Genomic DNA, 25,176 nt, shown 5'->3' with positions numbered 1-25,176 from the left:
TCTTCTGGGACACGCCCAGGCGACATGTCTCAGAAAGCGCGACCTCGGGCCGCGGCATCCCGCATCTTGTGGGACACACCCACGCCGCGTGTCTCAGAAAGCGCGACCTCCGGCCGCGGCATCCCGCACCTTCTGGGACACGCCGTTCCCCGCGATGTGAGGCTGCTTCCCGCGATGTGAGGCTGCTTCCCGAAGAAGTCGGCGCGAACGGCGGGTCTGAGCATCCCGCACCCGCACTTCGCGCCGACTTCGTGACCATCACGTCAAGACAATTCTTGACCGACCGGTCAATCAAGAGCGTAGAATGTGCACCGACCCCCGATTCGGGAGCCATCTGACAGAACAGCCGTCAGGCAGAAGGAGGATGAGTTCGATGAAGAGGTGGACGCGCTGGCAGGACTGGGTCGCGGCCGTGGCGGGCCTGTACGCCGCCCTCGCCAGCATCTGGACGACCCCGCGCACCGGCGCCTCGATGACGCTGATGATCGTCTTCGGTGTGCTGATGATCGCCGCGTCGCTGTGGAGCCTCGCCGCCCCCGCCATGGTCTCGATGGAGTGGATCGTCGCCGTGCTCGGCGCGCTCCTGTTCATCTCGCCGTGGGTGGGTGCCTACGCGGCGAACATGGGCGCGGCCTGGACGTCGTGGATCTGCGGCGCGGTCGGTGTGGTGATGGGCCTGTGGGCCCTGGCCCCCGCCGAGAAGGCGCACCACAGCTCGCACGGCGGACCGCGGGCGGCGCACGCGTGACCGACGCCGCCCGACCGCTGTCCGGCGGTACGGCACGCCGTCGCGCCACCGGGCAGCGCCGCGCCGCGGCGGCGACGGATGCCACGGCCCGCACCCGAGAGCCGGATGCCACGGGCAGCGTCCGAGAGCCGGATGCCACGACCCGCACCCGGATCCTGGATGCCGCCGCCGACCTGTTCGCCACGCACGGCTTCGACGGCACCTCGACGGCGCGCATCGCGCACGCCGCCGCGGTGCCGAAGGGGCTGCTGTTCTATTACTTTCCGACCAAGCCCGATCTGCTGTCCACGCTGCTCGAAGAGCGCTTGGGCACCGCCGACCTCGACCCAGCGTCGTTGACCGCACCCGACGATCCGACCCAGACCCTCGTGAACATCGGCGATCGGGTGCTGCGCGAGCACGAGGCATCCGATGTGCTGCGCGAGATCATCTGGCACGAGTCGCACACCCGACCCGAAGTGCGTGTCGCCCTCACCCGCTACCGGCACGCCCTGCACGACACGATCGCCCGCGCCCTGAACGCGAGCCTGCCCGCGCCCGTCGACGGGGACGCGGTGCGGGCAGCCGCCGCGGCCTGGGCGGCGACCATCACGGCGCGGCCGCTCGAGGCGTCCGGCGACACCGCCCGGCTGCACGGGGCGACCAGCCTGGGCGCGATCGCCCGGCTGCTGGTGGCCGGGCTGCTCGCGACCGGGTTACGGCGGGCCGAGTCGACGCCGCCCGGACCGCGCCAGGCCGAGCCGCGGCCGACCGAACCGCCGCAGACCGGCCCAACCTCGACCGATCCCCGACCGACCGAGCCCCGACAGGCGGACCGCGCATGACCGTGCGCGAGGTGCGGCCGCTGCCCCGCCGCGCCACCCTCAGCACGCGCGCGGCCGCGCGGGCACGTCGGGCCGCGATCCGCACCGCGAGCCCGCACTACCGGTGGATCGTGCTGTCGAACACCACGCTCGGCGTGCTGATGGCCTCGATCAACGCGTCGATCCTGCTGATCGCGCTGCCCGACATCTTCCGCGGCATCGGTGTCGATCCGCTCGAGCCGGGCAACACCAGCCTCATGCTGTGGCTGATCATGGGCTACATGGTCGTGACCGCCGTGCTGGTGGTCGGTTTCGGGCGCCTGGGCGACATGTACGGCCGGGTGCGCATGTACAACGCCGGGTTCGCAGTGTTCACGGTCTTTTCGATCCTGCTGGCGGCGACATGGATGCACGGGCCTGCGGCCGCGGTGTTCATGATCGTCATGCGCATCCTGCAGGGTGTGGGCGGGGCGATGCTCATGGCCAACTCGAACGCGATCATCACCGACGCGTTCCCGGTGCACCGGCGCGGCCTGGCGCTCGGGCTGAACCAGGTCGCCGGCATCGCCGGATCGTTCCTCGGCCTGATCATCGGGGGCCTGCTCGGCCCGGTCGACTGGCGCCTGGTGTTCCTGGTGTCGGTGCCGGTGGGCATCGCCGGCACCGTCTGGGCCTACGTCAGCCTGCACGACACCGGGGTGCGCCGCCGCGCGCGCATGGACTGGTGGGGAAACCTCACGTTCGCGGTCGGCCTGATCGCCGTGCTGGTGGGCATCACCTACGGCATCCAGCCGTACGGCGGGCACACCATGGGCTGGACGAACCCCGCGGTGCTCGCGGCGCTGGGCGGTGGCATCCTGACCCTCGTCGTGTTCTGCGTGATCGAGACGCGGGTCGCCGAGCCGATGTTCCATCTCGCGCTGTTCCGCATCCGCGCCTTCACCGCCGGCAACCTCGCCTCGCTGCTCTCGTCGCTCGGGCGAGGCGGGCTGATGTTCGTGCTGATCATCTGGCTGCAGGGCATCTGGCTGCCCCGGCACGGCTACGACTTCGCGTCGACGCCGCTGTGGGCGGGCATCTACATGCTGCCGCTGACGGTCGGCTTTCTCATCGCCGGCCCGGTGTCGGGTTGGCTGAGCGACCGGTTCGGCGCGCGCACATTCGCGACCGGCGGGATGCTCGTGGCCGCGCTGTCGTTCGTGTGGCTGCTCGTGCTGCCGGTCGACTTCACCTACCCGCCGTTCGCGGCCGCGCTGCTGGTGAACGGGCTCGGCATGGGCGTGTTCGCCGCACCGAACCGGGCCGGGATCATGAACAGCCTGCCACCGGGCGAACGCGGCGTCGGCGCCGGCATGAGCACGGTGTTCCAGAACGCGGCCATGGTGCTGTCGATCGGGGTGTTCTTCTCACTCATGATCACCGGACTCGCCCGGTCGCTGCCCGAGACGCTGTCGGCGGGACTGGTCGCGCACGGGGTTCCGGCCGCCGCCGCCGCCAAGGTCGCGGCACTGCCGCCGGTGAGCGTGCTGTTCGCGTCGCTGCTCGGCTACAACCCGGTGCAGACGCTGCTCGGCCCCGACGTGCTGGCGCAGCTGCCGGCATCCAGCGCCGCATACCTGACCGGACGGGGATTCTTCCCCGCGCTGATCTCACAGCCGTTCGCCGACGGGCTGACCGTGGCGTTCGCGTTCGCGATCACCGCCTGCGTGGTGGCGGCGATCGCGTCGGCGCTGCGCGGCGGAAAGTACGCCTACGACGAACCCACTTCACCGCCGCGGTCGGGAATGAGATGATTTCTTACAGGGTTATTCCCAATAGCGGCGTCGAGTGGATGCCGCAGGAGGACACAGTGGGCAAGAACTACGTCGACATCGAGAACGACCAGGGCGAGACGCTGCGCTATCGCAAGCACGCGAACGGCCGCGGTCTGATCGCCCATGGGGCGAAGGTGCACCCGAGCGCCGTCGTCGAGGCGGGCGCGTATGTCGAACCCGGTGCCCAGATCGCCGCCGGGGCGCACATCGGCCGCGGTGCATGGGTGGAGCAGGATGCCGTCGTCGGCCAGGGCGCCGAGATCGCCCCGCACGCCCACATCGGGCCCCACGCGTCCATCGGCGCGCGGGCCAAGATCGGGGTGCGCACGCACGTCGGCGACCACGCCGTCGTCGCGGTCGGCTCGCTGATCGGCGACGACGAGACCGTCGCCGATGGCGAACGCATCGCCACCGACCGACGCGGCCTGCGCCTGGCCGCCTGAGTCCGGCCGGGCGCGCCGGGCGCGCCCTCTGGTCGCGCTGAGACCCGCCCCACACCCGCGCGGGCGCCACCAGCGCCCCGGCGCTCGGGTTTGGGGCGGATCTGTACGTTTGGGGCGCGTGTGTGCACGCGATCTCGCACGAATGCGCCCCAAACCGGGCTGATGCCGCCTGCACCTGGCACTGCCCAGCGGGCGGTCGTCGCGCCGCCCCACACCCGGCGGGCACCGCCACGGGCCACGGGCCCGTGCCGGACGGCCCGAGGAGGTCGATCGGACAGAGCGTCCGGGCAGCCGGCGAGTTCGCGACGGATCGGGACTGCTGCACGCTGCCACACGCTGGAACACTGGGATCAGCACGCGGGAGTGCGCCTCGGGCGATCTGTCCGGATCGGCCGACACCGTCCCGGCCCGCCCGGGTCGGAGCCTCCCGCACCGACCCGGAAGGACACCATGAGCATCGCGCAGCCCGACCTCGCCCCCGCCCCGACCGCATCGAGCACCGATGTTCCTGTGATCGGGCATTGGATCGACGGTGCGGTGCGTGAGCCTGTGGGCGGGCGTACCGCGCCGGTGTTCAATCCGGCCACCGGTGCGGTGATCTCTCGGGTGGTGCTGGCCGATCAGGCCGACATCGATGCGGCACTGGAGTCGGCGCAGCGCGGGTTCGAGGTGTGGTCGCGGTTCTCGATCGCGAAACGGCAGTCGGTGCTGTTCGCGTTCCGGGAGCTGCTCAACGCCCGACGGGGCGAGCTGGCCCAGATCATCACCGCCGAGCACGGCAAGGTGCTCTCGGATGCTGCCGGTGAGATCGCCCGCGGCCTGGAGGTGGTGGAGCTGGCGTGCGGGTTCGCGGCGCTTCTCAAGGGCGGGTTCAGTGAGAACGCGTCGACGAACATCGACGTGTACACGTTGAAACAGCCCCTGGGTGTGGTGGGGATCATCAGCCCGTTCAACTTCCCGGCGATGGTGCCGTTGTGGTTCTTCCCCGTCGCGATCGCAGCCGGCAACAGTGTCATCCTGAAGCCTTCTGAGAAAGACCCGTCGGCGGCGTTGTGGCTGGCGAGGCTGTGGCAGGAGGCGGGGCTGCCGGACGGGGTGTTCACGGTGTTGCAGGGCGACAAGCAGGCCGTGGACGGCCTGCTTCATGCGGATGCGGTGCAGTCGATCTCGTTCGTCGGTTCCACCCCGATCGCCCAGTACATCTACGAGACCGCGTCGCGCACCGGCAAGCGGGTGCAGGCTCTGGGCGGTGCGAAGAACCACATGCTGGTGCTTCCCGACGCCGACCTCGACCTGGTCGCCGACCAGGCCGTGAACGCCGGATACGGGGCGGCCGGGGAACGGTGCATGGCCGTGTCGGTCGTGCTGGCCGTCGAACCGGTGGCCGACGAGTTGTCCGCGAAGATCCAGGAGCGCATCGCGAAGCTGCGCATCGGCAACGGCGCCGGCACCGCCGACGGCACCGAACCCGACATGGGTCCGCTGATCACGGGCGCGCACCGTGACAAGGTCGCCTCATACGTGGATGCCGCCGAAGCCGACGGCGCCCAGATCGTCGTCGACGGCCGCGGGTTCACCGTCGACGGGCACGAGGACGGGTTCTGGTTCGGACCCACCCTGATCGACCGGCTCCCCACCGGTTCCCGCGCGTACACCGAGGAGATCTTCGGACCGGTGCTCTCGATCGTGCGGGTGGGCTCGTTCCAGGAGGGACTGGAACTGATCAACTCCGGCATGTTCGGCAACGGCACCGCGATCTTCACCAACGACGGCGGCGCCGCCCGCCGGTTCCAGTCCGAGGTGCAGGTCGGGATGATCGGCATCAACGTGCCGATCCCGGTCCCGGTCGCCTACCACTCGTTCGGCGGATGGAAGGCCTCACTGTTCGGCGACGCGAAAGCGTACGGCACCCACGGATTCGACTTCTTCACCCGCGAGAAGGCCATCACCAGCCGCTGGACCGACCCCGCCACCGACCACCACCACCGCGGCATCAACCTCGGCTTCCCCCAGAACAACTGACGAACCGGAAGACACATCATGACCGACACCCTCACCCGCGCCCGCGTCGACCTGGCCGCCGACGCGCGCGTGCGCGCCGACGACCGCGGCCACGTGTTCCACTCGTGGAGCGCCCAGGCGCTCATCGACCCGCTGCCGGTCGCCGGCGGCGAGGGCGCGAGTTTCTGGGACTACGCGGGCAACACCTACCTGGACTTCTCGAGTCAGCTGGTGAACCTGAACCTCGGGCACCAGCATCCCGATCTCGTCGCCGCCATCCGGCAGCAGGCGGGTCGACTCGCGACGATCCAGCCCGCGCTGGCCAACGACGTGCGCGGCGAGCTCGCCCGGCGCATCAGCGAGGTCGCGCCCGACGGGTTCACGAAGGTGTTCTTCACCAACGGCGGCGCCGACGCGAACGAGAACGCCGTGCGCATGGCCCGGGCGGTCACCGGGCGGCGCAAGGTGCTGGCGATGTACCGCAGCTACCACGGCAACACCACCACCGCGATCTCGCTCACCGGCGACCCGCGGCGCTGGGCGAACGAGCCCGGCGACGGCTCCGTGGCGCACTTCTTCGGGCCGTACCCGTACCGCTCGCCGTTCCACTCCGACTCGCCCGAGCAGGAGACCCAGCGCGCGCTGGAGCACCTCGAGCAGACCATCGTGCTCGAGGGCGCGCAGACCATCGCGGCGATCATCATCGAGACGATCGTGGGAACCAACGGCGTGCTGGTGCCGCCGCCGGGCTACCTCGCCGGGGTGCGCGAGCTGTGCGACCGGTACGGCATCGTCTACATCGCCGACGAGGTGATGGTCGGGTTCGGCCGGGTCGGCGAGTGGTTCGCGTTCCAGGCGTTCGACGTCGTGCCCGACCTGATCACGTTCGCCAAGGGCGTCAACTCCGGGTACGTGCCGCTGGGCGGTGTGGTCATCGCCGATCGCATCGCGGGGCACTTCGACACGGTCTCGTTCCAGGGCGGACTGACCTATTCGGGCCACCCGCTCGCGTGTGCGGCAGGTGTGGCGACGTTCGAGGTGTTCGAGCGCGACGGCATCCTCGAGCGGGTGCGCGACCTGGGCGTGCGGGTGGTCGAGCCGCGGCTGCGCGAGATCGCCCGCCGGCACCCGTCGGTCGGCGACGTGCGCGGCATGGGGCTGTTCTGGGCCATCGAGCTGGTGCGCGACGCCGAGACCCGTGAACCGCTCGTGCCGTTCAATGCGGCGGGGGCGGATGCTGCGCCCGTGGCCGCGGTCGCCGCAGCCTGCAAGAAGGCCGGGGTGTGGCCGTTCACCCACTTCAACCGCGTGCACGTCGCACCCCCGCTGGTGATCGAGGAGGACGACCTGGTGCGGGGCCTCGACGTGATCGACGCCGCCCTGCACGCCGCCGACGAGTACCTGTGACCGGGGAGGATGGAACCATGACCCTGCAGAACATCATCGACGGCCGGGCGACCGCCTCCGTCGGCGAGACCTACGACCTGATCGACCCCTCGACCGGTGCCGTGCACGGTCGGGCCCCGATCTCGACGGCCGCAGAGGTCGACGCGGCATTCGCCGCGGCATCCCGCGCCTTTCCGGCCTGGCGTGACGCGACGCCCGCGCAGCGCCAGTTGGCGCTGTTCCGGCTGGCCGACGCGCTGGCCGAGCACGCGGACGAGTTCGCCGACCTCGAGTCGCGCGACACCGGCAAGCCGCGCGCGAGCCTCGTCGCCGACGAGATCGACCAGTCCGTCGACCAGCTGCGGTTCTTCGCCGGGGCCGCGCGCGAGCTGAACGGCCGCGCGGCCGCGGAGTACGCCGAGGGCTTCACCTCGTACGTGCGGCGCGAACCGATCGGCGTGGTCGCGCAGGTGACGCCGTGGAACTACCCGCTGAACATGGCGATCTGGAAAATCGGGCCGGCGCTGGCCGCCGGCAACACGGTCGTGCTCAAGCCCAGCGAGACGACTCCGTCGACGACGGTGCGGCTGGCCGAGCTGGCCGCACAGATCCTGCCCGCCGGGGTGTTCAACGTGGTGCTCGGCGACCGGTCCACCGGCGCGCTGCTGACCGAGCATCCGGTGCCCCAGCTGGTGGCGATCACCGGGTCGGTCCGGGCCGGCATGGCCGTGGCGGCGTCGGCGGCGACGCAGCTCAAGCGCGTGCACCTGGAGCTGGGCGGCAAGGCGCCGGCGGTCGTCTTCGCCGACGCCGACCTGGCGCGGGCGGCGAAAGGCATCGCCGAGGCCGCGTATTTCAACGCCGGGCAGGACTGCACCGCCGCGACCCGCGTGATCGTGCACGCCTCGGTGCACGACGCGTTCGTGCGCGAGCTCGTGACCTACGTGCGCGAGAACATCCGCACCGGCGCGCCGGACTCGGGCGCGTTCTTCGGGCCGCTGAACAATGCGGCGCAGCTCGAGCGGGTGACCGGGTTCATCGACCGGCTGCCCGCGCACGCGCGCGTCGAGATCGGCGGGCGCCGCCAGGGCGAGCAGGGCTTCTTCTTCGAGCCGACGGTGGTCACCGGGGTGCGGCAGCACGACGAGATCGTGCAGTCCGAGGTGTTCGGCCCGGTGCTCACCGTCCAGCCGTTCGAGACCGAGACGGATGCTCTCGCCCTCGCCAACGGCGTTCCCTATGCGTTGGCGGCGTCGACGTGGACCACCGATCACGCCACCGCGATGCGGATGAGCCGCGCCCTGGACTTCGGCTGCGTGTGGATCAACGCCCACATCCCGTTCGTGTCGGACATGCCGCACGGCGGGTTCAAGCAGTCCGGGTACGGCAAAGACCTGTCGGTCTACGGCTTCGAGGACTACACGCGCATCAAGCACGTCATGTCGAGCCTCGAGTAGACCCCCGGCAGAGCGCGCGGCGAGCGGATTCCCCGGCCTCAGTGGCCCGAGATGAGGTCGGCGACCCGCGCGACGGCCGCCGTGCGCGCGCGGCCGCGCGCCTCCTGCCGATCGGCGAGACCGTACGCGGCGTAGATCGCGTTCACCGCGACCCAGCGCAGCGGCTCGATCTCCCACCGCTTCGCGCGGTGCCCCACCCAGGGCAGGTGCACGAGGTCGGTGTCGCGGCCGAGCACCAGATCGGCCAGCGTCCGCCCGGCGAGGTTCGTGGTGGTCACCCCGGTGCCGACGTACCCGCCCGCCCAACCGAGGCCGCTCGCCCGGTCGTACCCGACCGACGCGGCCCAGTCCCGGGGCACACCGAGCACGCCCGACCAGGCGTGTGCGATCGGCACGTCCGCGGCATCCGGGAACGCCGTGCGCAGCAGCCGGGTCAAGCCTGCGATCGTGCGCCGCTGCGTGCGCCCGTCGGTGTCGACGCGCGAGCCGTACCGGTACGGCACGCCGCGCCCGCCGAAGGCGATGCGCCCGTCGGCGGTGCGCTGCGCGTAGGTGTACACGTGCGCCATGTCACCGAGGGTGTCGGCTTCGCCCCAGCCGATGCGCTGCCATGCGGCATCCGGCAGCGGGTCGGTGACGACGATCGACGAGTTCATCGGCAGCCAGGTGCGGTGCTCGCCGCGCAGGTTCGCGGTGAACCCCTCGGTCGCGCGGATCACGTGGCCAGCGCGCACCGTGCCGCGGTCGGTCTCGACCCGGCCCGACGAGATCGTCCGCACCGTCGTGTCCTCGTAGATCCGCGCGCCGGCGCGCTCGACCGCCTCGGCGAGCCCGCGCACCAGCTTGGCCGGGTGCACGCGGGCGCAGTGTGGATGCCACATGCCGCCCAGCGGCGCATGCACCGCCACGCGCGCCGCCGTCTCGTCGGCCGACAGCTCGACCACGTCGGCCCCGGGCCAGCCGGCCTCATCGCGCACGAACGCGCGCAGCCGCGCCAGCTGCGCGGGTGTGTACGCGACGTTCAGCTCGCCGCCGGTGGCGACGTCGGCGTCGATGCCCTCGGCATCCGTCACCCGGATCACCTCGTCGACCGCCGCGTTCATGGCCGCCTGCTGACGGATGCCACCGTCCCGGCCGTACCGTTCCCGTCCGCCGGTCACCGAGTTGGTGAGCCAGCCGCCGTTGCGGCCGGATGCCCCGAACCCGGCGAAGCGCGCCTCGACCAGCGCGACCCGCACCGAGGGGTCGAGCAGGCGCAGGTAGTACGCGGTCCACAGGCCGGTGAATCCGGCGCCGACGATGCACACGTCCACGTCGATGTCGCCGGGCAGCGGTGCCCGCGCCGCGGGGATCCCGATCTGCCGCCACCAGAACGACACGTCACCGTTGCGCACGTCGACCATCCTCGCTCTTGTGCGGTTTCCGCTGTTTGCCCATAGCCTAGCTTCGGATTCCGTCTTGCCAGTGGCATCCAGCCGTTGATATCGTGAGCGCACCGCGAAGGAGGCATCCATGTCCGGAACGCCGCGACCGACCGGGGCTCTGCTCGACGAGACCGCGAAGGCGATCATCGAGCAGTTGCAGGAGGACGGGCGCCGCTCGTACGCCGATGTCGGCCGGGCGGTGGGACTGAGCGAAGCCGCCGTGCGCCAGCGCGTGCAGAAGCTCGTCGACGGCGGTGTGATGCAGATCGTCGCGGTGACCGATCCGCTGCAGGTCGGGTTCGCCCGTCAGGCGATGATCGGCATCAACGTCTCGGGCGACATCCGCGTGGTCGCCGACGCGCTGGCCGAGATCCCCGAGGTGACCTACGTGGTCATGACGGCCGGGTCGTTCGACCTGCTCATCGAGGTGGTGTGCACCAATGACGACGACCTCATCGGCATCCTGAACTCCCGCATCCGCGGAATCGACGGCGTCGTCTCGACCGAGACGTTCGTCTACCTCAAACTCCACAAGCAGCTCTACAACTGGGGGACACGATGAGTTCCACACAGACCGCGACGGTCCGCAGCGAGGCCGAACTGCAGCAGATGGCGCGCGACCATCTGTGGATGCACTTCGCCCGGCAGTCGGTGATGACCGAGGGGCCGGGCGTGCCGATCATCGTGCGCGGCGAGGGCCATCACATCTGGGATGCGCAGGGCCGGCGCTACATCGACGGGCTCGCCGGCCTGTTCGTGGTCAACGCCGGGCACGGGCGCGCCCGGCTCGCGCAGGCCGCGGCGCGGCAGGCCGAGCAGTTGGCGTTCTTTCCGATCTGGTCGTATGCGCACCCGGCGGCGATCGAGCTGGCCGACCGGCTGGCCGACCACGCGCCGGGCGACCTGAACCACGTGTTCTTCTCGACGGGTGGCGGCGAGGCCGTCGAGACCGCGTTCAAGCTCGCCAAGCACTACTGGAAGCTGCAGGGCAGGCCCACCAAGCACAAGGTGATCTCGCGGTTCATCGCGTACCACGGCACTCCGCAGGGAGCGCTGGCGATCACCGGCCTGCCGGGTATGAAGGAGATGTTCGAGCCCGTCACCCCGGGCGGGTTCCGGGTGCCCAACACGAACTATTACCGGGCCGGCGAGATGGGCTTTCCCGGCGGCAGCCCCGAGCAGTTCGGGCTGTGGGCGGCCGACCGCATCGAAGAGATGATCCGGTTCGAGGGTCCCGAGACGGTCGCGGCGGTGTTCCTCGAGCCGGTGCAGAATTCGGGGGGATGCTTTCCCCCGCCTCCCGGGTATTTCCAGCGCGTGCGGGAGATCTGCGACGAGTACGACGTGCTGCTGGTCTCGGACGAGGTCATCTGCGCGTTCGGCCGGATCGGCGAGTATTTCGCCTGCGATGCGTACGGCTACCGGCCCGACATGATCACGTTCGCCAAGGCGGTCACCAGCGGATACTCGCCGCTGGGCGGCACGATCGTCAGCGACCGGGTGTACGAGCCGTTCGCGCACGGGCACACGTCCTTTCCGCACGGATACACCTTCGGCGGCCACCCGGTGTCGGCGGCGGTGGCGCTGGAGAACCTCGACATCTTCGAAGAAGAGAAGCTGCTCGAGCACGTGCGCGAGAACTCCCCCGCCTTCCGTGCCACGCTCGAGAAGCTGCGCGACCTGCCGATCGTCGGCGATGTGCGCGGTGACGGCTACTTCTTCGGCATCGAGCTGGTCAAAGACAAGGCCACCAAGCAGACCTTCGACGACGACGAGTCAGAGCGGCTGCTGCGTGGGTTCCTGTCGAAGGCGCTGTTCGACGCCGGGCTGTACTGCCGGGCCGACGACCGCGGCGACCCCGTCATCCAGCTTGCGCCGCCGCTGACGATCGGACAGGCCGAGTTCGACGAGATCGAGCAGATCCTGCGGGGCGTGCTCACCGAGGCCTGGTCGCGGCTGTAGGCGGGACTCACCGCGACGGGTTTGCGATGCGAGCAGCCGCGGGCTCACCGCGACAGGTTCGCGGTGCGAACGGCCGCGGGCTCACCGCGACGGGTTGGCTGTACGGGCACCGGTGCCGACGCTCACCGCGACGAGTTGGCGGTGCGGCCTCGGACGATGCCCACGAACGCCTCGACGAGCGCGGTCGTACGGTCGGCGTCCCACGCGAGTGCGACGGTCGAGACCGGTCCGCCGCGCAGCGGCCGGTGGGCCACGTCCTTGCGGTGGTGCAATCGCGCCAGCGACATCGGCACGACGGCGATCCCGACTCCGGCGGCGACCGTGGCGATGGCATCCTTCGTCGTCTCGGGCGGGTCGAACGCCGGCGCCCGGGTGCCGGATGCCTCGAACCCGAGCACGTCGTCGCGCGCGGCGACGAGCACCTCGCCCGCGAGGTCGGCGGCCTCGAGCTCGTCGGCGGCAGCCAGGTGCGAGTCGGCCGGGAACACGACCACCGGAACCTCGTCGTACAGGGCGATTACGTGCAGCCCGTCGCGGTCGATCGGCAGGCGCACGAGCGCGGCGTCCACCTCACCGCTCAGGATCGCGTCACGCTGTGCGGCGACGGCGAGGGGGACGAGTTCGAGCGGGGTGCGTGGCATCCGTTCGCGCCAGATGTCGATCCACTTGCCCGGCGTCGCACCTTCGATGGCGCCGAGCCGGAACGGCCCGGGCGGTGGTGCGGGGGCAGCTTGCGACCCCGGCGCGGACCCGGGCTTCGCGGCAGGCCCGGGCTTCGCGGCAGGCCCGGGCTTCGCGGCGGACCCCGGCTTCGCGGCAGGCCCGGGCTTCGCGGCGGACCCGGGCTTCGCGGCGGACCCGGGCTTCGGTGAGGGATGCCGGGGCCGCTGCGCGCGGGTCGGCGTCCCCCGACTGCGCCCGGTGCCCTTTCCGGGCCTGCCCGGCTTCGGCGTAGCGCGTCGCGGCATCCCTTCACGATAGCCGCGCAGGGGCACAGGGGCATGTCTCAGAACATGCGGGTTGCGGGCCCCGCAGGTCACATCTTCTGAGACACACCCCGCCACCGTGTCCCACAAGATGCGGACACCGCGGCCCGGAGGTCGCACCTTCTGAGACACACCCAGCCACCGTGTCCCACAAGATGCGGGTTGCGGGCCGCGCAGGTCACATCTTCTGAGACACACCCCGCCACCGTGTCTCACAAGATGTCCGCACGCGGTGCGGGGTGTCGCGCGTGCACAACTCCTCCGATCCGGGCGATGCAGGCCGCAAGAGCCCCGTCTGGGCGGCCTTCGGGCCGAAAGTGGAGGAGTTCTGCACCGTGGGTGTGGCGGCGTTTCGACTCGGGCGGCGGCCCCGCTCAACGACCGGGCGGCGGCCCGCGCCCTACAGCTCCTCGGCCTTCAGCTCCTCGACGATCTCGGTGGCGCGCGCAGCGCGGGCTGCGGCATCCGTCGCCTCGTCGAGCGCGTCGAGCCGGGCGGCGATCGTGCCGGCCACGAGCGGCGCCGCGAACGAGGTGCCGCTCCACACCGCGAAGCCACCCGTGAAGTCGTCCGGGTCGAGGGACTCGCGTCGCTGTCCGTGCGCGTCGCGGCGGGTGACGGCCTGCGCCCCGCCGTCGAAGGACGGGAACGTCGAGAGCACCGACACGCCGCGCGCGTACAGGTCGACCCATGGCGCGGTGTTGCTGAACAACGCCACCGACCGCCCGTTGGGATTCCTCGCCCCGACCGACACCAACGGCGCACACCCGTCTTCGCCGGGGAACGCCGCCGGGAACATCGGCCGGTCGGTGGCATCGTTGCCGGCGCTGCACACGATGGTCGTGCCGGCCGCGGCGATCTCGAGCAGCACCTGCCGGAGCGCGGCGCTGTAGAGCACGTCGTCGGGCGTCTCGTGGTAGTAGCCGAGAGACAGGTTCAGCACGTCGATCCGCTGCCCGCCCTTCTCACCGTTCGCGTGGCGGGTGACGAGTTCGGCGACCTTGTCCATCGCCTCGATCAGGTCGGACTCGACGACCCGGCCGAGACTGTCGGCGATCCGCGGGGCGAGGATGTCGGCATCCGGGCACGCCTGGTGCACGATGCCGGCCAGGAACGTGCCGTGGCCTGAGACCGGATCGATCTGCCCGTCGAGCGGCCCCACCAGATCGGGATTGAGTTCGGGGTCCTGCCACGGATCGTCCAACCCGATGGGCACACCGTCCAGCTCCACGCGGGTGCGCACCACCCCGGGAGCGAACCAGCGGTGCGGGGCGCAGCCGGTGTCCATGATCATCACCACGGGCCGACCGCGGCGCCGGGCCGAACGGTGCGGCGGTGCCCCCACCCAGGTCACCGCCTGCCGGCCACCGAACCCGGGCAGCGCGTAGGCGCCGAGCCCCGCCGACGCGGGGTTGGTCGACCCGAACGGGTTGGTCGAGGTGAAGGGATTGGTCGACGTGAACGGATTGGTCGAGGTGAACGGGTTGGTCGACCCGAACGGGTTGGTCGAGGTGAACGGGTTCATGCCGATCGGCGCAACCGTCAGCAGATGGTCGAGCCCGACGCCGTCGAGGTCGACGCCCTGCCGCGCGGCCGCGTCGAGCACGGCCCAGGCATCGGGCGCGGTTGCGGCCGTCGCCCCCGCGCCCACGACCTGCACCCGTGTGACCGCGGCGGCCCGCGCCCGCCGCGCGGCCCGTCGTTCGATCGTCACCACCGGCTGCGGGTGGAACTCCCACCCGGCGCTCACGAACGCGCGGTTCAACTCGCGCACCACCTCGTTCACATCGCGCCGACCCGACACCAGCAGCCGATCGGGGATGTACACGGTCGGAAAGACCTGGTTGTGGTCGGGCAGCGCCGGCGGCTGCAGCACCACCCCGAGCGGCTTGATCGCGTGCTCGCGCTCCTGCCAGCTCGCGCCGCCGCCGCGGCCCTCGCGCCCGACGTCCTTGCTCGTTCCGTCGTCCATGCCGGCCTCCTCGCCGTGTCGGTTCGCACGAACTCTAGCGGTCCCCCACACACAGGGAGGACCCCGGCCGAGCCGGTGTCCTCCCCGGTGGGTCCGGTGGACGGTGCCCCCAGTGCACCGTCCCCCACTCGCCGCATCCCCAAACCGGACCCGACTCCCCAGTCGTGCGGCCCACACGGCGAACGTCCCACAGTGTCAGAGCCTCGGCATCCGCCCCTGATACATCCGATTCCGCGCCGGGCCGCGATGGGGTCAGAACCCCGCGCCGTGCACCTGGAACGGGGTCACCAGCCCGGTGCGAGCGGATGCCACAGCCAGCGCCTCGGCGGCATCCACACCGGCGGCCAGCTCGGTGTGCATGGCTTTCAGAAGCTCGCACGCCGTCGCATCATCGACCACCACCGGGGTGGCGACCACGCACCGGGCGCCCGCTGCCAGCCAGATGCGCGCCATGCCGATCGCCTCTTCACCCCACCGCACCGACGACCGGCCCGACTCGCATGCCGAGAGGATCACCGTGTCGGGCACGTGTGCGATGCGGTCGATGTCGTAGCCGAACAGCGTGCCGTCGGCCAGTTCGAAGCCCGAGAACAGCGGGTTGTCGACCGCGTGCTGGCCGTGGGCGGCGATGTGCAGCACATCGGCGTCGGCGGCCAGCGCGGTGACCGCGTCGACCGTGGCCGCCTCGCCGGTGACCACGCGTGAGCCCGCCCACGCCGCCGCCGCGGTGCGCACCTCTTCGTCACCTCGGGCGACACCGGGCCCGGCGGCGAAGACCACCCGCACATCGCCGCGAGCGTCCGGCCCAGCGCCACCCACGGGCGCACCCGCAACCGCGGCACCGTCGACCGGCACTCCCGCGTCTGCGGCACCGGGGCTCCGCCCCGTGACCGCCCCGCCCCCCACCCGCGCATCGCCGCGAGCGCCCGGCCCAGCGCCACCGGTCGACCCGCCGCGCGCCCGCACCCACTGCGAGGCCGACGGCGCGAGGGTGAACGGGCGCGCGGCCATGCCCGGCAGCATCCCCCACGGGATGCCCGAGAGCAGGCCGGGCGCGGTGATCACCAGGCGCCGGTCGCCCACCGCGCGCAACGGCTCGTCCAGCAGCACGCCGGCAAGCTTCTGCAGGCGGCCGTTCAGCGAGCGCTGCACGATCGCGGCCATCGGCCCGGTGCGCACGCTGGCTGACATGTCGAGGTCCGCGCGCAGCCCGTCCATGAGCTCGCGGATCGCCGCGACATCCGGCAGCGCGACGACCCGCCGCGTGTCGTCGGTGACGACGAGGGCGGCCAGGCGGTCGCCCGAGAACACGTACGAGATCAGCGCCGTGCGCGCATCGAGCGCGGTGCACAACTCGTCGAGCGTGATGCGGCGGTACACGCCGCCGGCGCCCGTGCCGGCCCACTGCCGGGCGCGCGCACGCTCACGCAGCGCCACGCCGCGCGGAGTGGTCGCCCACGCGGGGTCGTCGGCGCGCAGCATGCGCAGCTCGGCGAGGTCGGCGGCCAGCTCGGGGTCGGGCGGCGGTCGCAGCGGAACCACCTGCTGGGTGAGGTGGCGGGTACGCTCCGACCACTCGAACACGACATCGGGGCGCTGCGAGCGCAGCGCACTGCGCAGCCCGACCCGCGCAAGCCCGTTGCCGTGCATGGCGACCGAGCTCTGCAGATCGAGACTGCCGAACGATTCGCGCCATTCGGCCAGCTGATCGAGCCCGGATGCCGCGTGCCGTCGCGCCGCGGCATCCTGCCCCCGTGCCGCCGCACGCACGGCCCGCACCTCGTGGGCGAGCAGGTGCACCTGCACGGGCGCGCCGGGCGGCACCCGCACGGCACCCGGCGACTGGCCGTGGCCTGCGCGCCACAGCTCGAGGCTGAGCCGCAGCGCGGCGGCGTCGGCGGGGAATCCGACGCGGCGAAGTCGGGCGGCGAGTGCCGCCACCTCGTCGACGCTGGGGATGCCTCGGCCCAGTGCGAGTGCGGCGCGCATGCGCACGGCGTCGGCCCGGGCTTGCCATGTCGCGTTGCCGGTGGACTGGAACCGTCGGGCTGCGGCGGCGGCGGTGCGCCGGGCGCGCGCGGGGTCGTGCAGCAGCTGGGAAGACGCCAACTGATACTCGGCTTCGGCGCGCAGCTGCGGCATCCGGTGCGTGCCGAACACGAGTGCCACCGACTCCAGCAGGCGCTCCGCATCGCGGGCGAGCCCGGCGTCGCGCAGCACCTCAGCGCGATCGGCATCGCAGATGCCGGCGGCGACGGGGGATGCCGCGGCATATGGCCGGGCGTTCTGCATCCCCTCGAGCGCCGTGACCAGGTCACCCTGCAGCAGGGCGACATACGCACGGTTGTGCGCGGCCTGTCCCCCGTCGACGGTCAGCCCGGCCGCGTCGAACGCGGCCGCGGCGCGCTCGAAGTCGTCGGCGGCCCCATCGAGGTTGCGCAGCTGCAGCCGGGTGTGCCCGCGGTTCACGTGCACGCGCGCCTGCGCGACCGGGTCTGCCCCGAGGGCGTCGACCGCCTCGGTCAGGAGCCGTTCGGCATCGTGCAGCCGCCCGCCCAGGTTCGCGAGGAAACCGAGCTGACCGAGCAGTACCGCGCGCGTGCCGTCGTGCAGGCCCGGCAGCATGAGCGCCTCGTCACACAACCGTTCCGCCTGTTCGGCACGGCCGGTGTGACGCAGCACGATCGCCTGTGTGCCCATGATGCGGGCACGCAGATCGACGTCGCCGGCCTCGGCGGCTGCCGCGCGCCGCAGCGTACGCTCGGCGGCGGCATAGCGGCCGCGGATGCTCTCGTCGACGGCGCGACGGTGCAGCTCGGCGGCGGTGGGGGTCACGCTCCCATCTTGGCCCAGGCGTGCGACACGCGCCTCGGAACCGGGCTCACACCTCGAACTGCGGGGTCTGGAACTCGCGTGTCGATCCGTCGGCTGCGCGCACCGTCAGCCGCACCCGGGCGATTCCCGGACGCGCATCGGGGAACGCGAACCGCCCCTGTTCGTCGACGTCGGCCGTCAGTTCGTTCTCGCCCTGCACCAACCGCACGGTCAGGGCCGTGGCATCCACCCACCCGTCGACACGACGGCCGTCGCCCTCGGTGACCGTGACGTGCAGCAGCACACTGGTGCGACCGTCGCTGAACTGCAACGTCGAGGTGTCGCCCTCGCCGCGCACCTCGGCGTACTCGCCCTCGACCAGGGTGAGCAGCGCGTACTCGCGCGAGATGTCGGCGACGGCCACGGCGGCGACCATACGCTCGACCAGTCCTTCGGGCATGGGGTCGCGCTGTTCATAGGCGGCGCGCAGGCGTGCGAACAGGGCGTCGTCATCACGTGCCATATGCGGTCACCCCCTGCTCGTCGAGCAGTGAGCGCAGCTTCTGCAGGCAGCGCTGCCGGGTGGGTCCGATCGAGCCGATCGGCATCTGCAGGTCGTCGGCGATGCGGGCGTAGTCGGGGCGGTCGTCGAACGCGATCACGCGCAGCAGGCGGCGGCAACGCTCGGTCAGCTGCGCGATCGCCTCCCACAGCACGTGGGCCTCGTCGCTGCGGGCGGCGGATGCCTCAGCCGACTCGTGCACCGGAAGCCGCGGTTCGAGATCGTCGGTGTCGGCCGCGTCGTCGCGCCGCTGCGCACGCCCGGCACGCCACGCCTCACGGCGCGCGCAGGTCGTGAGCCACCCCGACACGGCGCGCGGGTCTGCGATCGTGTCATGCCGGCGCACGAGCGTGAGCCAGGTGGTCTGCACGACGTCTTCGGCGAGCGCCGCATCGAGCCCGTACGCCCGCACCACATGCCAGAGCGTCGGCGTCATCAGGCGGACGAGGTCGTCCATGGCGCGCGCATCCCCCTCGCGCCACGCCGCGAACAGCGTGCCGGCGAGCTCCCAGCGGGTCGGCTCGTCGGCGGTGGCCTCGTCCGGCCCGCTCGGCGTCGTCACATCGACAATTGTCTCCACAAAGGCCTAGAGCACGAAACCGGTGTGCGTGATACACCGGACGCTCGGGAACGCGGGTCGGCCCCCGCCCCGCTCAGGCGGGGGTGTTCGGGGCGGCCAGGGATGCCTCCACCGAGTGGTCGGCATCGGCCGCCGTATCGGTGTGCGCGCCGAGCACCGCGAGCGCCCGCGCCTGCAACGTGACCGTACCGCCGGGCTCGACCGGGTGCACGCCGTTGCCGTGCGCGCCGGTCTCGACCAGCAGGTCCCAGGTGGGACTGTCGTCGACCTCGGGGATGCGGAACTCGATCGGCTCGTCGCCCGCGTTGAACAGCACGATGAAGTGCCGGTCGGTGATCGGCCGGCCCCGAGCATCCCGCTCTCGGATGCCGTCGCCGTTGAGGAACACGCCGATCGCACGCCCGAAGCCCGACTCCCAGTCCTCGGGCTGCATCTGCGTGCCGTCCGGCCGCAGCCAGGCGATGTCGGGCAACGGTGCGCCCGCCTCGCGGCGCACCGGGCGGCCGTCGAAGAACCGGCGGCGGCGGAAGGTCGGGTGCTCGCGGCGCAGCGCGGCGAGCTTCGCGGTGAACTCGATCAGCGGCTGGTCTGCGGTGTCCCAGTCGATCCAGGTCAGCTCGTCGTCGTGGTTGTAGGCGTTGTTGTTGCCCTGCTGGGTGCGGCCGAGTTCGTCGCCGTGCGAGATCATCGGCACGCCCTGACTCAGCAGCAGCGTGGCGATGAAGTTGCGCTGCTGCCGCGCCCGCAGCGCCCGGATCTCGGGGTCGTCGGTGGGTCCTTCGACGCCGCAGTTCCACGAGCGGTTGTCGTCGGTGCCGTCGCGGTTCTGCTCGCCGTTGGCCTCGTTGTGCTTCTGGTTGTACGAGACGAGGTCGCGCAGCGTGAAGCCGTCGTGCGCGGTGACGAAGTTGACGGATGCCACCGGCCGCCGCCCCGAGTGCGCGTACAGGTCGCTCGACCCGGTCAGCCGCGACGCGAACTCGCCGAGCGCCTGGGGCTCGCCGCGCCAGAAGTCGCGGACGGTGTCGCGGTACTGCCCGTTCCACTCGGTCCACAGTGGCGGGAAGTTGCCGACCTGGTAGCCGCCGGGGCCCACGTCCCACGGCTCGGCGATGAGCTTGACCTGCGAGATCACCGGGTCCTGCTGCACGATGTCGAAGAACGCGGAAAGCCGGTCGACCTCGTAGAACTCGCGTGCGAGGGTCGAGGCCAGGTCGAACCGGAATCCGTCCACGTGCATCTCGAGCACCCAGTACCGCAGCGAGTCCATGATCAGCTGCAGCGTGTGTGGATGGCTCACGTTCAGGCTGTTGCCGGTGCCGGTGTAGTCGGTGTACTTCGACGGGTCGGCCTCGTCGAGCTTGTAGTAGGCGCGGTTGTCGATGCCGCGCAGCGACAGCGTCGGTCCCAGCTCGTTGCCTTCGGCGGTGTGGTTGTAGACGACGTCGAGGATCACCTCGATGCCGGCGGCGTGCAGCGCCTTGACCATCGCCTTGAACTCCTGCACCTGCTGGCCCCGGTCGCCGGTCGACGCATACCGGTTGTGGGGGGCGAGGAAGGCCACCGTGTTGTAGCCCCAGTAGTTCGACCGTGCCTCATCGCCCGGGGCGACGGCATCCATGAACTGGTGCACCGGCATCAACTCGATGGCGGTGACGCCGAGCTTGTGCAGGTGGGCGATGATCGCGGGGTGGGCGAGGGCGCTGTAGGTGCCGCGGATCTCTTCGGGGATGTCGGGATGCCGCCGGGTCAGGCCGCGCACGTGTGCCTCGTAGATCACCGTCTGCGCGTAGGGGGTGCGCGGGGCGTGGTCGTCGCCCCAGTCGAAGTAGGGGTTGACCACGACGCTCTTCATCATCGCCGCGGCCGAGTCGTCGTCGTTGCGCACCGCGGGGTCGGCGAGGTCGTGGCCGAACAGCGACTGGCCCCATCGGGTGCGGCCGGAGGTGGCCTTCGCGTAGGGGTCGATGAGCAGCTTGTTCGGGTTGAACCGTCGGCCGGTCGCCGGATCGTACGGCCCGTGCACGCGATAGCCGTAGCGCTGGCCCGGCGCGATGTGGGGAACGTAGGCGTGCCAGACGTAGGCGTCGACGTCGACGAGGTCGACACGGGTCTCGGCGCCGCCCTTGCCGAACAGGCACAGCTCGACACGCTCGGCCCCACCGCTGAACAGCGCGAAGTTGGTCCCGTTGCCGTCGTACGTGGCACCCAGGGGGTAGGCCGTTCCGGGCCACGTCTCCACCGGCATCCTCCTCTGTCCGTCTCAGGCTACCCTGCCGGGGGCGCGGCGCCGTTCCGGCCGTGGCCGGGCGTGTGTGTCACGGGCTCAGTCGGGTGCCGGATGACTCAACAGCGCGATGCGATCGTCGAGGTAGCCCTGCAACGGCGCGAGGCCGCCGGTGCGACTCCAGCGGATCTGCGGCACACCGTCGACCATGCGTAGGGGACCGGATGCTCCGGTGCGCGCGAGCACGTCGAGGTCGATCACCGTCCAGCCCAGGTGCACGGTCTCGCCCTCGGCGAACCCGCCGCGGCGCGCCGCGGCGGCCAGGGCCGCCCGTTCACGCTGGGATTCGGCGGTGAAGCCGCGGCGCACCTCGGCGCGCGCCCGCAGGATGTCGCCCGTGGCGAGCACCCCGTCGCCGGTCAACAGCAGCACGCCCAGGTGCCAGGCGCTCCCGGCCGGCACGATGCGTGCGGCGCGACGGACCCCGAGCACGCGCCGGGCCGGCACCAGCTCGCCGAGCCGCTCGAGCGGAACGTCCGCCAGACGCCGCCTCGTGGCATCCAGCATCTCGGCCACCTGCACCCGGCCAGGATACCGACGCCGCCGCACCCCGGGTCACGGGCCGGGCCGGGTCGCCGGCCCGGGCTGCCCCCACAGGGTTCGGAGGATCGCGTCAGGTTCGGAGGATTCGGCCCGATCCCTCCGAAGAGGGCGCGATCCTCCGACGTTCTCCGCAAAGTGTAAAATCGCGTGGATGAGCCGCCTACTCTCGGTGGCAGACGTCCTGCCAGACGTTTTCGCTGACTCTCCAATGCCCTTCACCCGGGCATTCGGCTTCAGCTCGCCGTGTTGGATCGGGCTCCGGACACAGTTGTGGAGACAACGATTCCTGATTGGCGAGACTGGGTCCCAGAAGACCGAGAAACGCAGGTTGTCTTGCTGTACGACAGGAACATCACTTCACTCGCGGGCGACGTATCTGACCGGCCGGCTCTTTCCGTGGAGGTCGCCTCCGTCCTCCAAGATCATGTGATGGACAGGTTGAACGCTCCCTGGCCGTATGTTGAGGGCCGCGGAGTCGCCGAGGCGGCGCTCTGCGACGGCACACCGCAGTGGGTATGGCGAGTCTGGCTGATACCGTTTGGTCGGCTAGCCTCGGGCTTTCGTGGTTGATGGCCCGTGGTGTGGTGGTGTAGACGTGGAAAGTGCTCCTGATCTGGGAGAATTGGGATTGTCTAGAAGCCAGTTCTCTCAGTTCGAGGAGCACCTTCAGGGTGAAGAATACCGGAGCGTTTCCCGTGTCCGTGTTGATGCTGCGGCGGTGTCCGCGATCGGTTATGCGGGCGGGGTGCTGCTGACCGAGGCGATCCGTGCGACGGGCCTGGACCGGGCACTGTCCGAAGCGCTGGGGCCGTGGCGGAAACCGATGGCCAAGCACGAGCCGGGCAAGGTTGTCCTCGACCTCGCGGTCACGCTCGCCCTGGGCGGCGACGCGCTCAGCGACATCGCGACCGTCCGCACCGAACCAGGCGTCTACGGTCTGGTCGCGTCGGATCCGACCGTGTCCCGCACGATCACGGCCCTCGCCGCGGACCCGGTGCGTGCCCTGGCCGCGATCGATTCCGCTCGGCGAGCAGCGAGGGAGAGGGCGTGGGTGTTGGCCGACACACACGCACCCGATGCTGCGACCAGTACGGACGCGCCGTTGGTGATCGATCTGGATGCGACGCTGCTGACCGCGCACTCGGAGAAGGAACAGGCGGCTGCGACGTTCAAACGCGGGTTCGGGTTCCATCCGTTGATCGCGTTCGCCGATCACGGCACGTCCGGCACGGGGGAGATGCTCGCGGTCAAACTCCGGCCAGGGAACGCGGGGTCGAACACCGCGGCCGATCACATCGACGTCGTCAAGGACGCGCTGAAGCAACTGCCCGGCGGCGCCTCCCGGCCGGGGAAGAGCGTGCTGATCCGCGCCGACGGTGCCGGCGGGACGAAGGAGTTTGTCACCTGGCTCACCAAGCGCAGGTTGTCGTACTCGGTCGGATACACGCTCCCGTTCCACACCCCCGAGCTCTACCGGCTCCTCACCGACCACAATGCGTGGGAACCCGCGCTCGACGCCGATGGCGATGTCCGTGACGGGGCCGCGGTCGCGGAACTGACCGGGATCCTCGACCTGGACGGGTGGCCGAAAGACATGCGCGTGATCGTCCGGCGAGAACGCCCCCACCCCGGAGCGCAGCTCCGGTTCGATGACGTCGACGGGTACCGGCTGACCGCGTTCGCCACCAACAGCAGGAGAGGCCAACTGCAGCAACTCGAGCTGCGGCATCGCCGCCGGGCCCGCTGCGAGGACCGCATCCGGCACGCCAAAGACACCGGGCTGCGCAACCTGCCCCTGCACGGGTTCGACCAGAACCGGATCTGGTGCGCCATCGTCGCCCTCGCGAGCGACCTACTCGCCTGGACCGGCATCCTCGCCCACCCGACGCATGAGGCCAGACGGTGGGAACCCAAACGCCTCAGGCACCGGCTGTTCACGATCCCAGCGACCATCGCCCGCCACGGACGACGCACGATCCTGCACTTCTCGAACCGGACCCGCTGGGCGGCCACCATGCTCGCCGGGATCCACAAGATCCGCGCCCTGCCCGCACCCTCCGGCTGAGGACATCAATCCCGCCGACCATCACGACCAAGACCGGAGACCCGCCACCGCAGCGCAACGCGGCCACTGTCATACCCGCACGCCAAAATCAGCACCACGACCCCGGCAACGACGCCCAACGCGACGACTCAACAGCCCGACGAAAGATCGAGGCAGACTGAGTCTCGTCGAGCTCTTGACATGAGAGCAAGAGGTGGCCACACTGAACATTACGCGCGTAGATCACCATGCGAGCGTCTACTGCTCTTGAACCAAGAGGGCCTTCGCAGTATGGTTTCAGGCGCCCCGAAAGGGACGGACGAGCAGGGTGTAGTGAGTAAAGGCGCAGTCAGAATGTTTCTATTCAGTGTTGCAGCATGCATAGCATTATTAGCCCAGGTGGGTGTTCCTTCGGCCGCTTCGGCAAAGACATCGTCTGGCAAGTGCGCCACATTTGCCGTCCTGATCACTGTGCGTGGCATCAACGCGCCATCCCGAAACAAACCCACAGAATGGACGCGTCTGGCTTTCCGGCGGCAACGGTGCCCAGCTTGAACCCCTTGTTTCAGAATTCAAGTCTCTCTCGCCATTTCCTGTGTGGACCGAGAGCCTCGCCTGGAATGCAAACCTTAGTTCGGGTGATAACTTCTACGCGGCACGCGTCAACGAAGGAATGAACTTACTAACGCAGGAAATCCAATCGATCGTGAGCGAATGTTCAGTCGTTCCACACATATTCCTTGCGGGCCATTCTGGTGGCGCGGACATCGTGACGCACACTCTCTACAATCTTGCTGGTACGTCGACGGCGCTTGCCATCAAGGGTGCTGTCGTCTACGGAGATCCGTCGACCAACTCTAAGCAAACATATAACGCAAAGGGGGTAACCTCATCGACGGGGGTCTTCCATCGCACGGACGCGCAGACCACGACCATCAATAACAGCTATACATACTTCGGATGGTCGTACGATAATCCGACGATTGCAACACCCAAGCACTATCCCCGAGTGCGGGCATACTGCAACAAGGACGACTGGGCTTGCAGGAATCCAATCGCCGGCCTTTGGGACGCGTCAGCCCACAACGCATACACTTCGAAGGCCGAGGATGCATACAATTGGATGTATTATCTGATAACCGACACGCGGTGAGCGAATCTGTGAAGATGAATAAATGCTCTCACAGACAGCCGAAGCACGCACTTCTGGCGGTCCTGGCAATGTCCTCACTCCAGTTCTTCGCGCTCGGAATCACCGGCGTCGCGTGGTGGTGGATACATTTCAGTACAGGCGAGAGGTGTGGAAGCCAGTGTAACTGGCAGGCAGCCGGAATTGCCAATACACTCTAT

Annotated in this window: 19 protein-coding genes; 11 read left to right on the top strand and 8 right to left on the bottom strand. The window is 70.2% G+C overall.

All coding sequences use genetic code 11. From position 1 onward, the window contains the following. The first annotated feature begins 373 nt into the window (after window positions 1-373). From H577_RS0108440 to H577_RS0108410, 7 genes are all read left to right on the top strand, one after another. Complete coding sequence (locus tag H577_RS0108440) at window positions 374-748, top strand: SPW repeat protein (protein ID WP_029145593.1); 375 nt, start codon at window positions 374-376, stop codon at window positions 746-748. Beyond that, on the top strand, window positions 745-1,572 hold the full coding sequence (locus H577_RS17025; RefSeq protein ID WP_051191878.1) for a TetR/AcrR family transcriptional regulator: 828 nt from the start codon (window positions 745-747) through the stop codon (window positions 1,570-1,572). Before H577_RS0108440 ends, H577_RS17025 begins: the two co-directional genes overlap by 4 nt. After that, window positions 1,569-3,344, top strand: coding sequence for an MFS transporter (locus tag H577_RS0108430; RefSeq protein WP_211217906.1), 1,776 nt, complete (start codon window positions 1,569-1,571; stop codon window positions 3,342-3,344). Before H577_RS17025 ends, H577_RS0108430 begins: the two co-directional genes overlap by 4 nt. 56 nt (window positions 3,345-3,400) lie before the next feature. Next, window positions 3,401-3,808, top strand: coding sequence for a transferase (locus H577_RS0108425; RefSeq protein ID WP_029145591.1), 408 nt, complete (start codon window positions 3,401-3,403; stop codon window positions 3,806-3,808). A 450-nt stretch (window positions 3,809-4,258) separates the two neighbouring features. Continuing rightward, the gene (locus H577_RS0108420; RefSeq protein ID WP_051191877.1) at window positions 4,259-5,830 is read left to right on the top strand and encodes a CoA-acylating methylmalonate-semialdehyde dehydrogenase; all 1,572 of its coding nucleotides are present in this window, start codon (window positions 4,259-4,261) and stop codon (window positions 5,828-5,830) included. An 18-nt stretch (window positions 5,831-5,848) separates the two neighbouring features. Beyond that, window positions 5,849-7,216, top strand: a complete 1,368-nt coding sequence (locus H577_RS0108415; RefSeq protein WP_029145589.1) for an aspartate aminotransferase family protein — start codon at window positions 5,849-5,851, stop codon at window positions 7,214-7,216. Window positions 7,217-7,233: 17 nt separating this feature from the next. Then, window positions 7,234-8,652 carry a gamma-aminobutyraldehyde dehydrogenase gene (locus tag H577_RS0108410; RefSeq protein WP_036284237.1) on the top strand — a complete coding sequence of 473 codons (1,419 nt, stop codon included), beginning with the start codon at window positions 7,234-7,236 and terminating at the stop codon, window positions 8,650-8,652. A 38-nt stretch (window positions 8,653-8,690) separates the two neighbouring features. Here the strand turns inward: H577_RS0108410 and H577_RS0108405 are convergent, their stop codons facing one another. Continuing rightward, on the bottom strand, window positions 8,691-10,055 hold the full coding sequence (locus tag H577_RS0108405; protein WP_211217905.1) for an NAD(P)/FAD-dependent oxidoreductase: 1,365 nt from the start codon (window positions 10,053-10,055) through the stop codon (window positions 8,691-8,693). 109 nt (window positions 10,056-10,164) lie between these two features. Between H577_RS0108405 and H577_RS0108400 the strand changes: the two genes are divergently transcribed. Both H577_RS0108400 and H577_RS0108395 read left to right on the top strand, forming a co-directional pair. Further along, the gene (locus H577_RS0108400; RefSeq protein ID WP_029145586.1) at window positions 10,165-10,638 is read left to right on the top strand and encodes an Lrp/AsnC family transcriptional regulator; all 474 of its coding nucleotides are present in this window, start codon (window positions 10,165-10,167) and stop codon (window positions 10,636-10,638) included. Beyond that, window positions 10,635-12,038: an aspartate aminotransferase family protein gene (locus tag H577_RS0108395; protein WP_029145585.1), complete on the top strand. Its 1,404-nt coding sequence runs from the start codon at window positions 10,635-10,637 to the stop codon at window positions 12,036-12,038. Before H577_RS0108400 ends, H577_RS0108395 begins: the two co-directional genes overlap by 4 nt. 122 nt (window positions 12,039-12,160) lie before the next feature. Here the strand turns inward: H577_RS0108395 and H577_RS18175 are convergent, their stop codons facing one another. From H577_RS18175 to H577_RS0108360, 7 genes are all read right to left on the bottom strand, one after another. Beyond that, a complete protein-coding gene (locus H577_RS18175) occupies window positions 12,161-13,006 on the bottom strand; it encodes a LysR substrate-binding domain-containing protein (protein WP_084516001.1) in 846 nt (281 codons plus the stop codon). A gap of 418 nt (window positions 13,007-13,424) precedes the next feature. Next, window positions 13,425-14,996, bottom strand: a complete 1,572-nt coding sequence (locus H577_RS15695; protein WP_051191876.1) for a S8/S53 family peptidase — start codon at window positions 14,994-14,996, stop codon at window positions 13,425-13,427. 252 nt (window positions 14,997-15,248) lie between these two features. Beyond that, window positions 15,249-17,831 carry a CHAT domain-containing protein gene (locus H577_RS17625; protein ID WP_029145584.1) on the bottom strand — a complete coding sequence of 861 codons (2,583 nt, stop codon included), beginning with the start codon at window positions 17,829-17,831 and terminating at the stop codon, window positions 15,249-15,251. Window positions 17,832-17,877: 46 nt separating this feature from the next. After that, window positions 17,878-18,333 carry a hypothetical protein gene (locus tag H577_RS0108375; RefSeq protein WP_029145583.1) on the bottom strand — a complete coding sequence of 152 codons (456 nt, stop codon included), beginning with the start codon at window positions 18,331-18,333 and terminating at the stop codon, window positions 17,878-17,880. Next, complete coding sequence (locus tag H577_RS0108370; protein ID WP_029145582.1) at window positions 18,323-18,934, bottom strand: RNA polymerase sigma factor; 612 nt, start codon at window positions 18,932-18,934, stop codon at window positions 18,323-18,325. Before H577_RS0108370 ends, H577_RS0108375 begins: the two co-directional genes overlap by 11 nt. 91 nt (window positions 18,935-19,025) lie before the next feature. Then, a complete protein-coding gene (gene glgX / locus H577_RS0108365) occupies window positions 19,026-21,194 on the bottom strand; it encodes a glycogen debranching protein GlgX (RefSeq protein ID WP_036284286.1) in 2,169 nt (722 codons plus the stop codon). Between the two features lie 84 nt (window positions 21,195-21,278). Continuing rightward, the gene (locus H577_RS0108360) at window positions 21,279-21,761 is read right to left on the bottom strand and encodes a hypothetical protein (protein WP_029145580.1); all 483 of its coding nucleotides are present in this window, start codon (window positions 21,759-21,761) and stop codon (window positions 21,279-21,281) included. Window positions 21,762-22,500: 739 nt separating this feature from the next. On the opposite strand from H577_RS0108360, the gene H577_RS15690 reads away from it, so the two are divergent. Further along, window positions 22,501-23,847 carry an IS1380 family transposase gene (locus tag H577_RS15690; protein WP_051191875.1) on the top strand — a complete coding sequence of 449 codons (1,347 nt, stop codon included), beginning with the start codon at window positions 22,501-22,503 and terminating at the stop codon, window positions 23,845-23,847. A 454-nt stretch (window positions 23,848-24,301) separates the two neighbouring features. Further along, the gene (locus tag H577_RS17365) at window positions 24,302-24,979 is read left to right on the top strand and encodes a cutinase family protein (protein ID WP_169566271.1); all 678 of its coding nucleotides are present in this window, start codon (window positions 24,302-24,304) and stop codon (window positions 24,977-24,979) included. Window positions 24,980-25,176: the final 197 nt, after the last annotated feature.

This window comes from Microbacterium luticocti DSM 19459 (genome assembly GCF_000422405.1).
GTDB classification, from domain to species: Bacteria; Actinomycetota; Actinomycetes; order Actinomycetales; family Microbacteriaceae; genus Microbacterium; species Microbacterium luticocti.
This window is presented reverse-complemented; position numbering and strand designations above follow the sequence as displayed.

Excerpts from the sequence above, each read along its gene's own strand:
- H577_RS0108440 (WP_029145593.1), top strand. The coding sequence starts at position 374 with ATGAAGAGGTGGACGCGCTGGCAGGACTGGGTCGCGGCCGTGGCGGGC.
- H577_RS0108430 (WP_211217906.1), top strand. The coding sequence starts at position 1,569 with ATGACCGTGCGCGAGGTGCGGCCGCTGCCCCGCCGCGCCACCCTCAGC.
- H577_RS0108420 (WP_051191877.1), top strand. The coding sequence starts at position 4,259 with ATGAGCATCGCGCAGCCCGACCTCGCCCCCGCCCCGACCGCATCGAGC.
- H577_RS0108415 (WP_029145589.1), top strand. The coding sequence starts at position 5,849 with ATGACCGACACCCTCACCCGCGCCCGCGTCGACCTGGCCGCCGACGCG.
- H577_RS0108410 (WP_036284237.1), top strand. The coding sequence starts at position 7,234 with ATGACCCTGCAGAACATCATCGACGGCCGGGCGACCGCCTCCGTCGGC.
- H577_RS0108405 (WP_211217905.1), bottom strand. The coding sequence starts at position 10,055 with ATGGTCGACGTGCGCAACGGTGACGTGTCGTTCTGGTGGCGGCAGATC.
- H577_RS0108400 (WP_029145586.1), top strand. The coding sequence starts at position 10,165 with ATGTCCGGAACGCCGCGACCGACCGGGGCTCTGCTCGACGAGACCGCG.
- H577_RS0108395 (WP_029145585.1), top strand. The coding sequence starts at position 10,635 with ATGAGTTCCACACAGACCGCGACGGTCCGCAGCGAGGCCGAACTGCAG.
- H577_RS18175 (WP_084516001.1), bottom strand. The coding sequence starts at position 13,006 with ATGCCGCGACGCGCTACGCCGAAGCCGGGCAGGCCCGGAAAGGGCACC.
- H577_RS15695 (WP_051191876.1), bottom strand. The coding sequence starts at position 14,996 with ATGGACGACGGAACGAGCAAGGACGTCGGGCGCGAGGGCCGCGGCGGC.
- H577_RS0108375 (WP_029145583.1), bottom strand. The coding sequence starts at position 18,333 with ATGGCACGTGATGACGACGCCCTGTTCGCACGCCTGCGCGCCGCCTAT.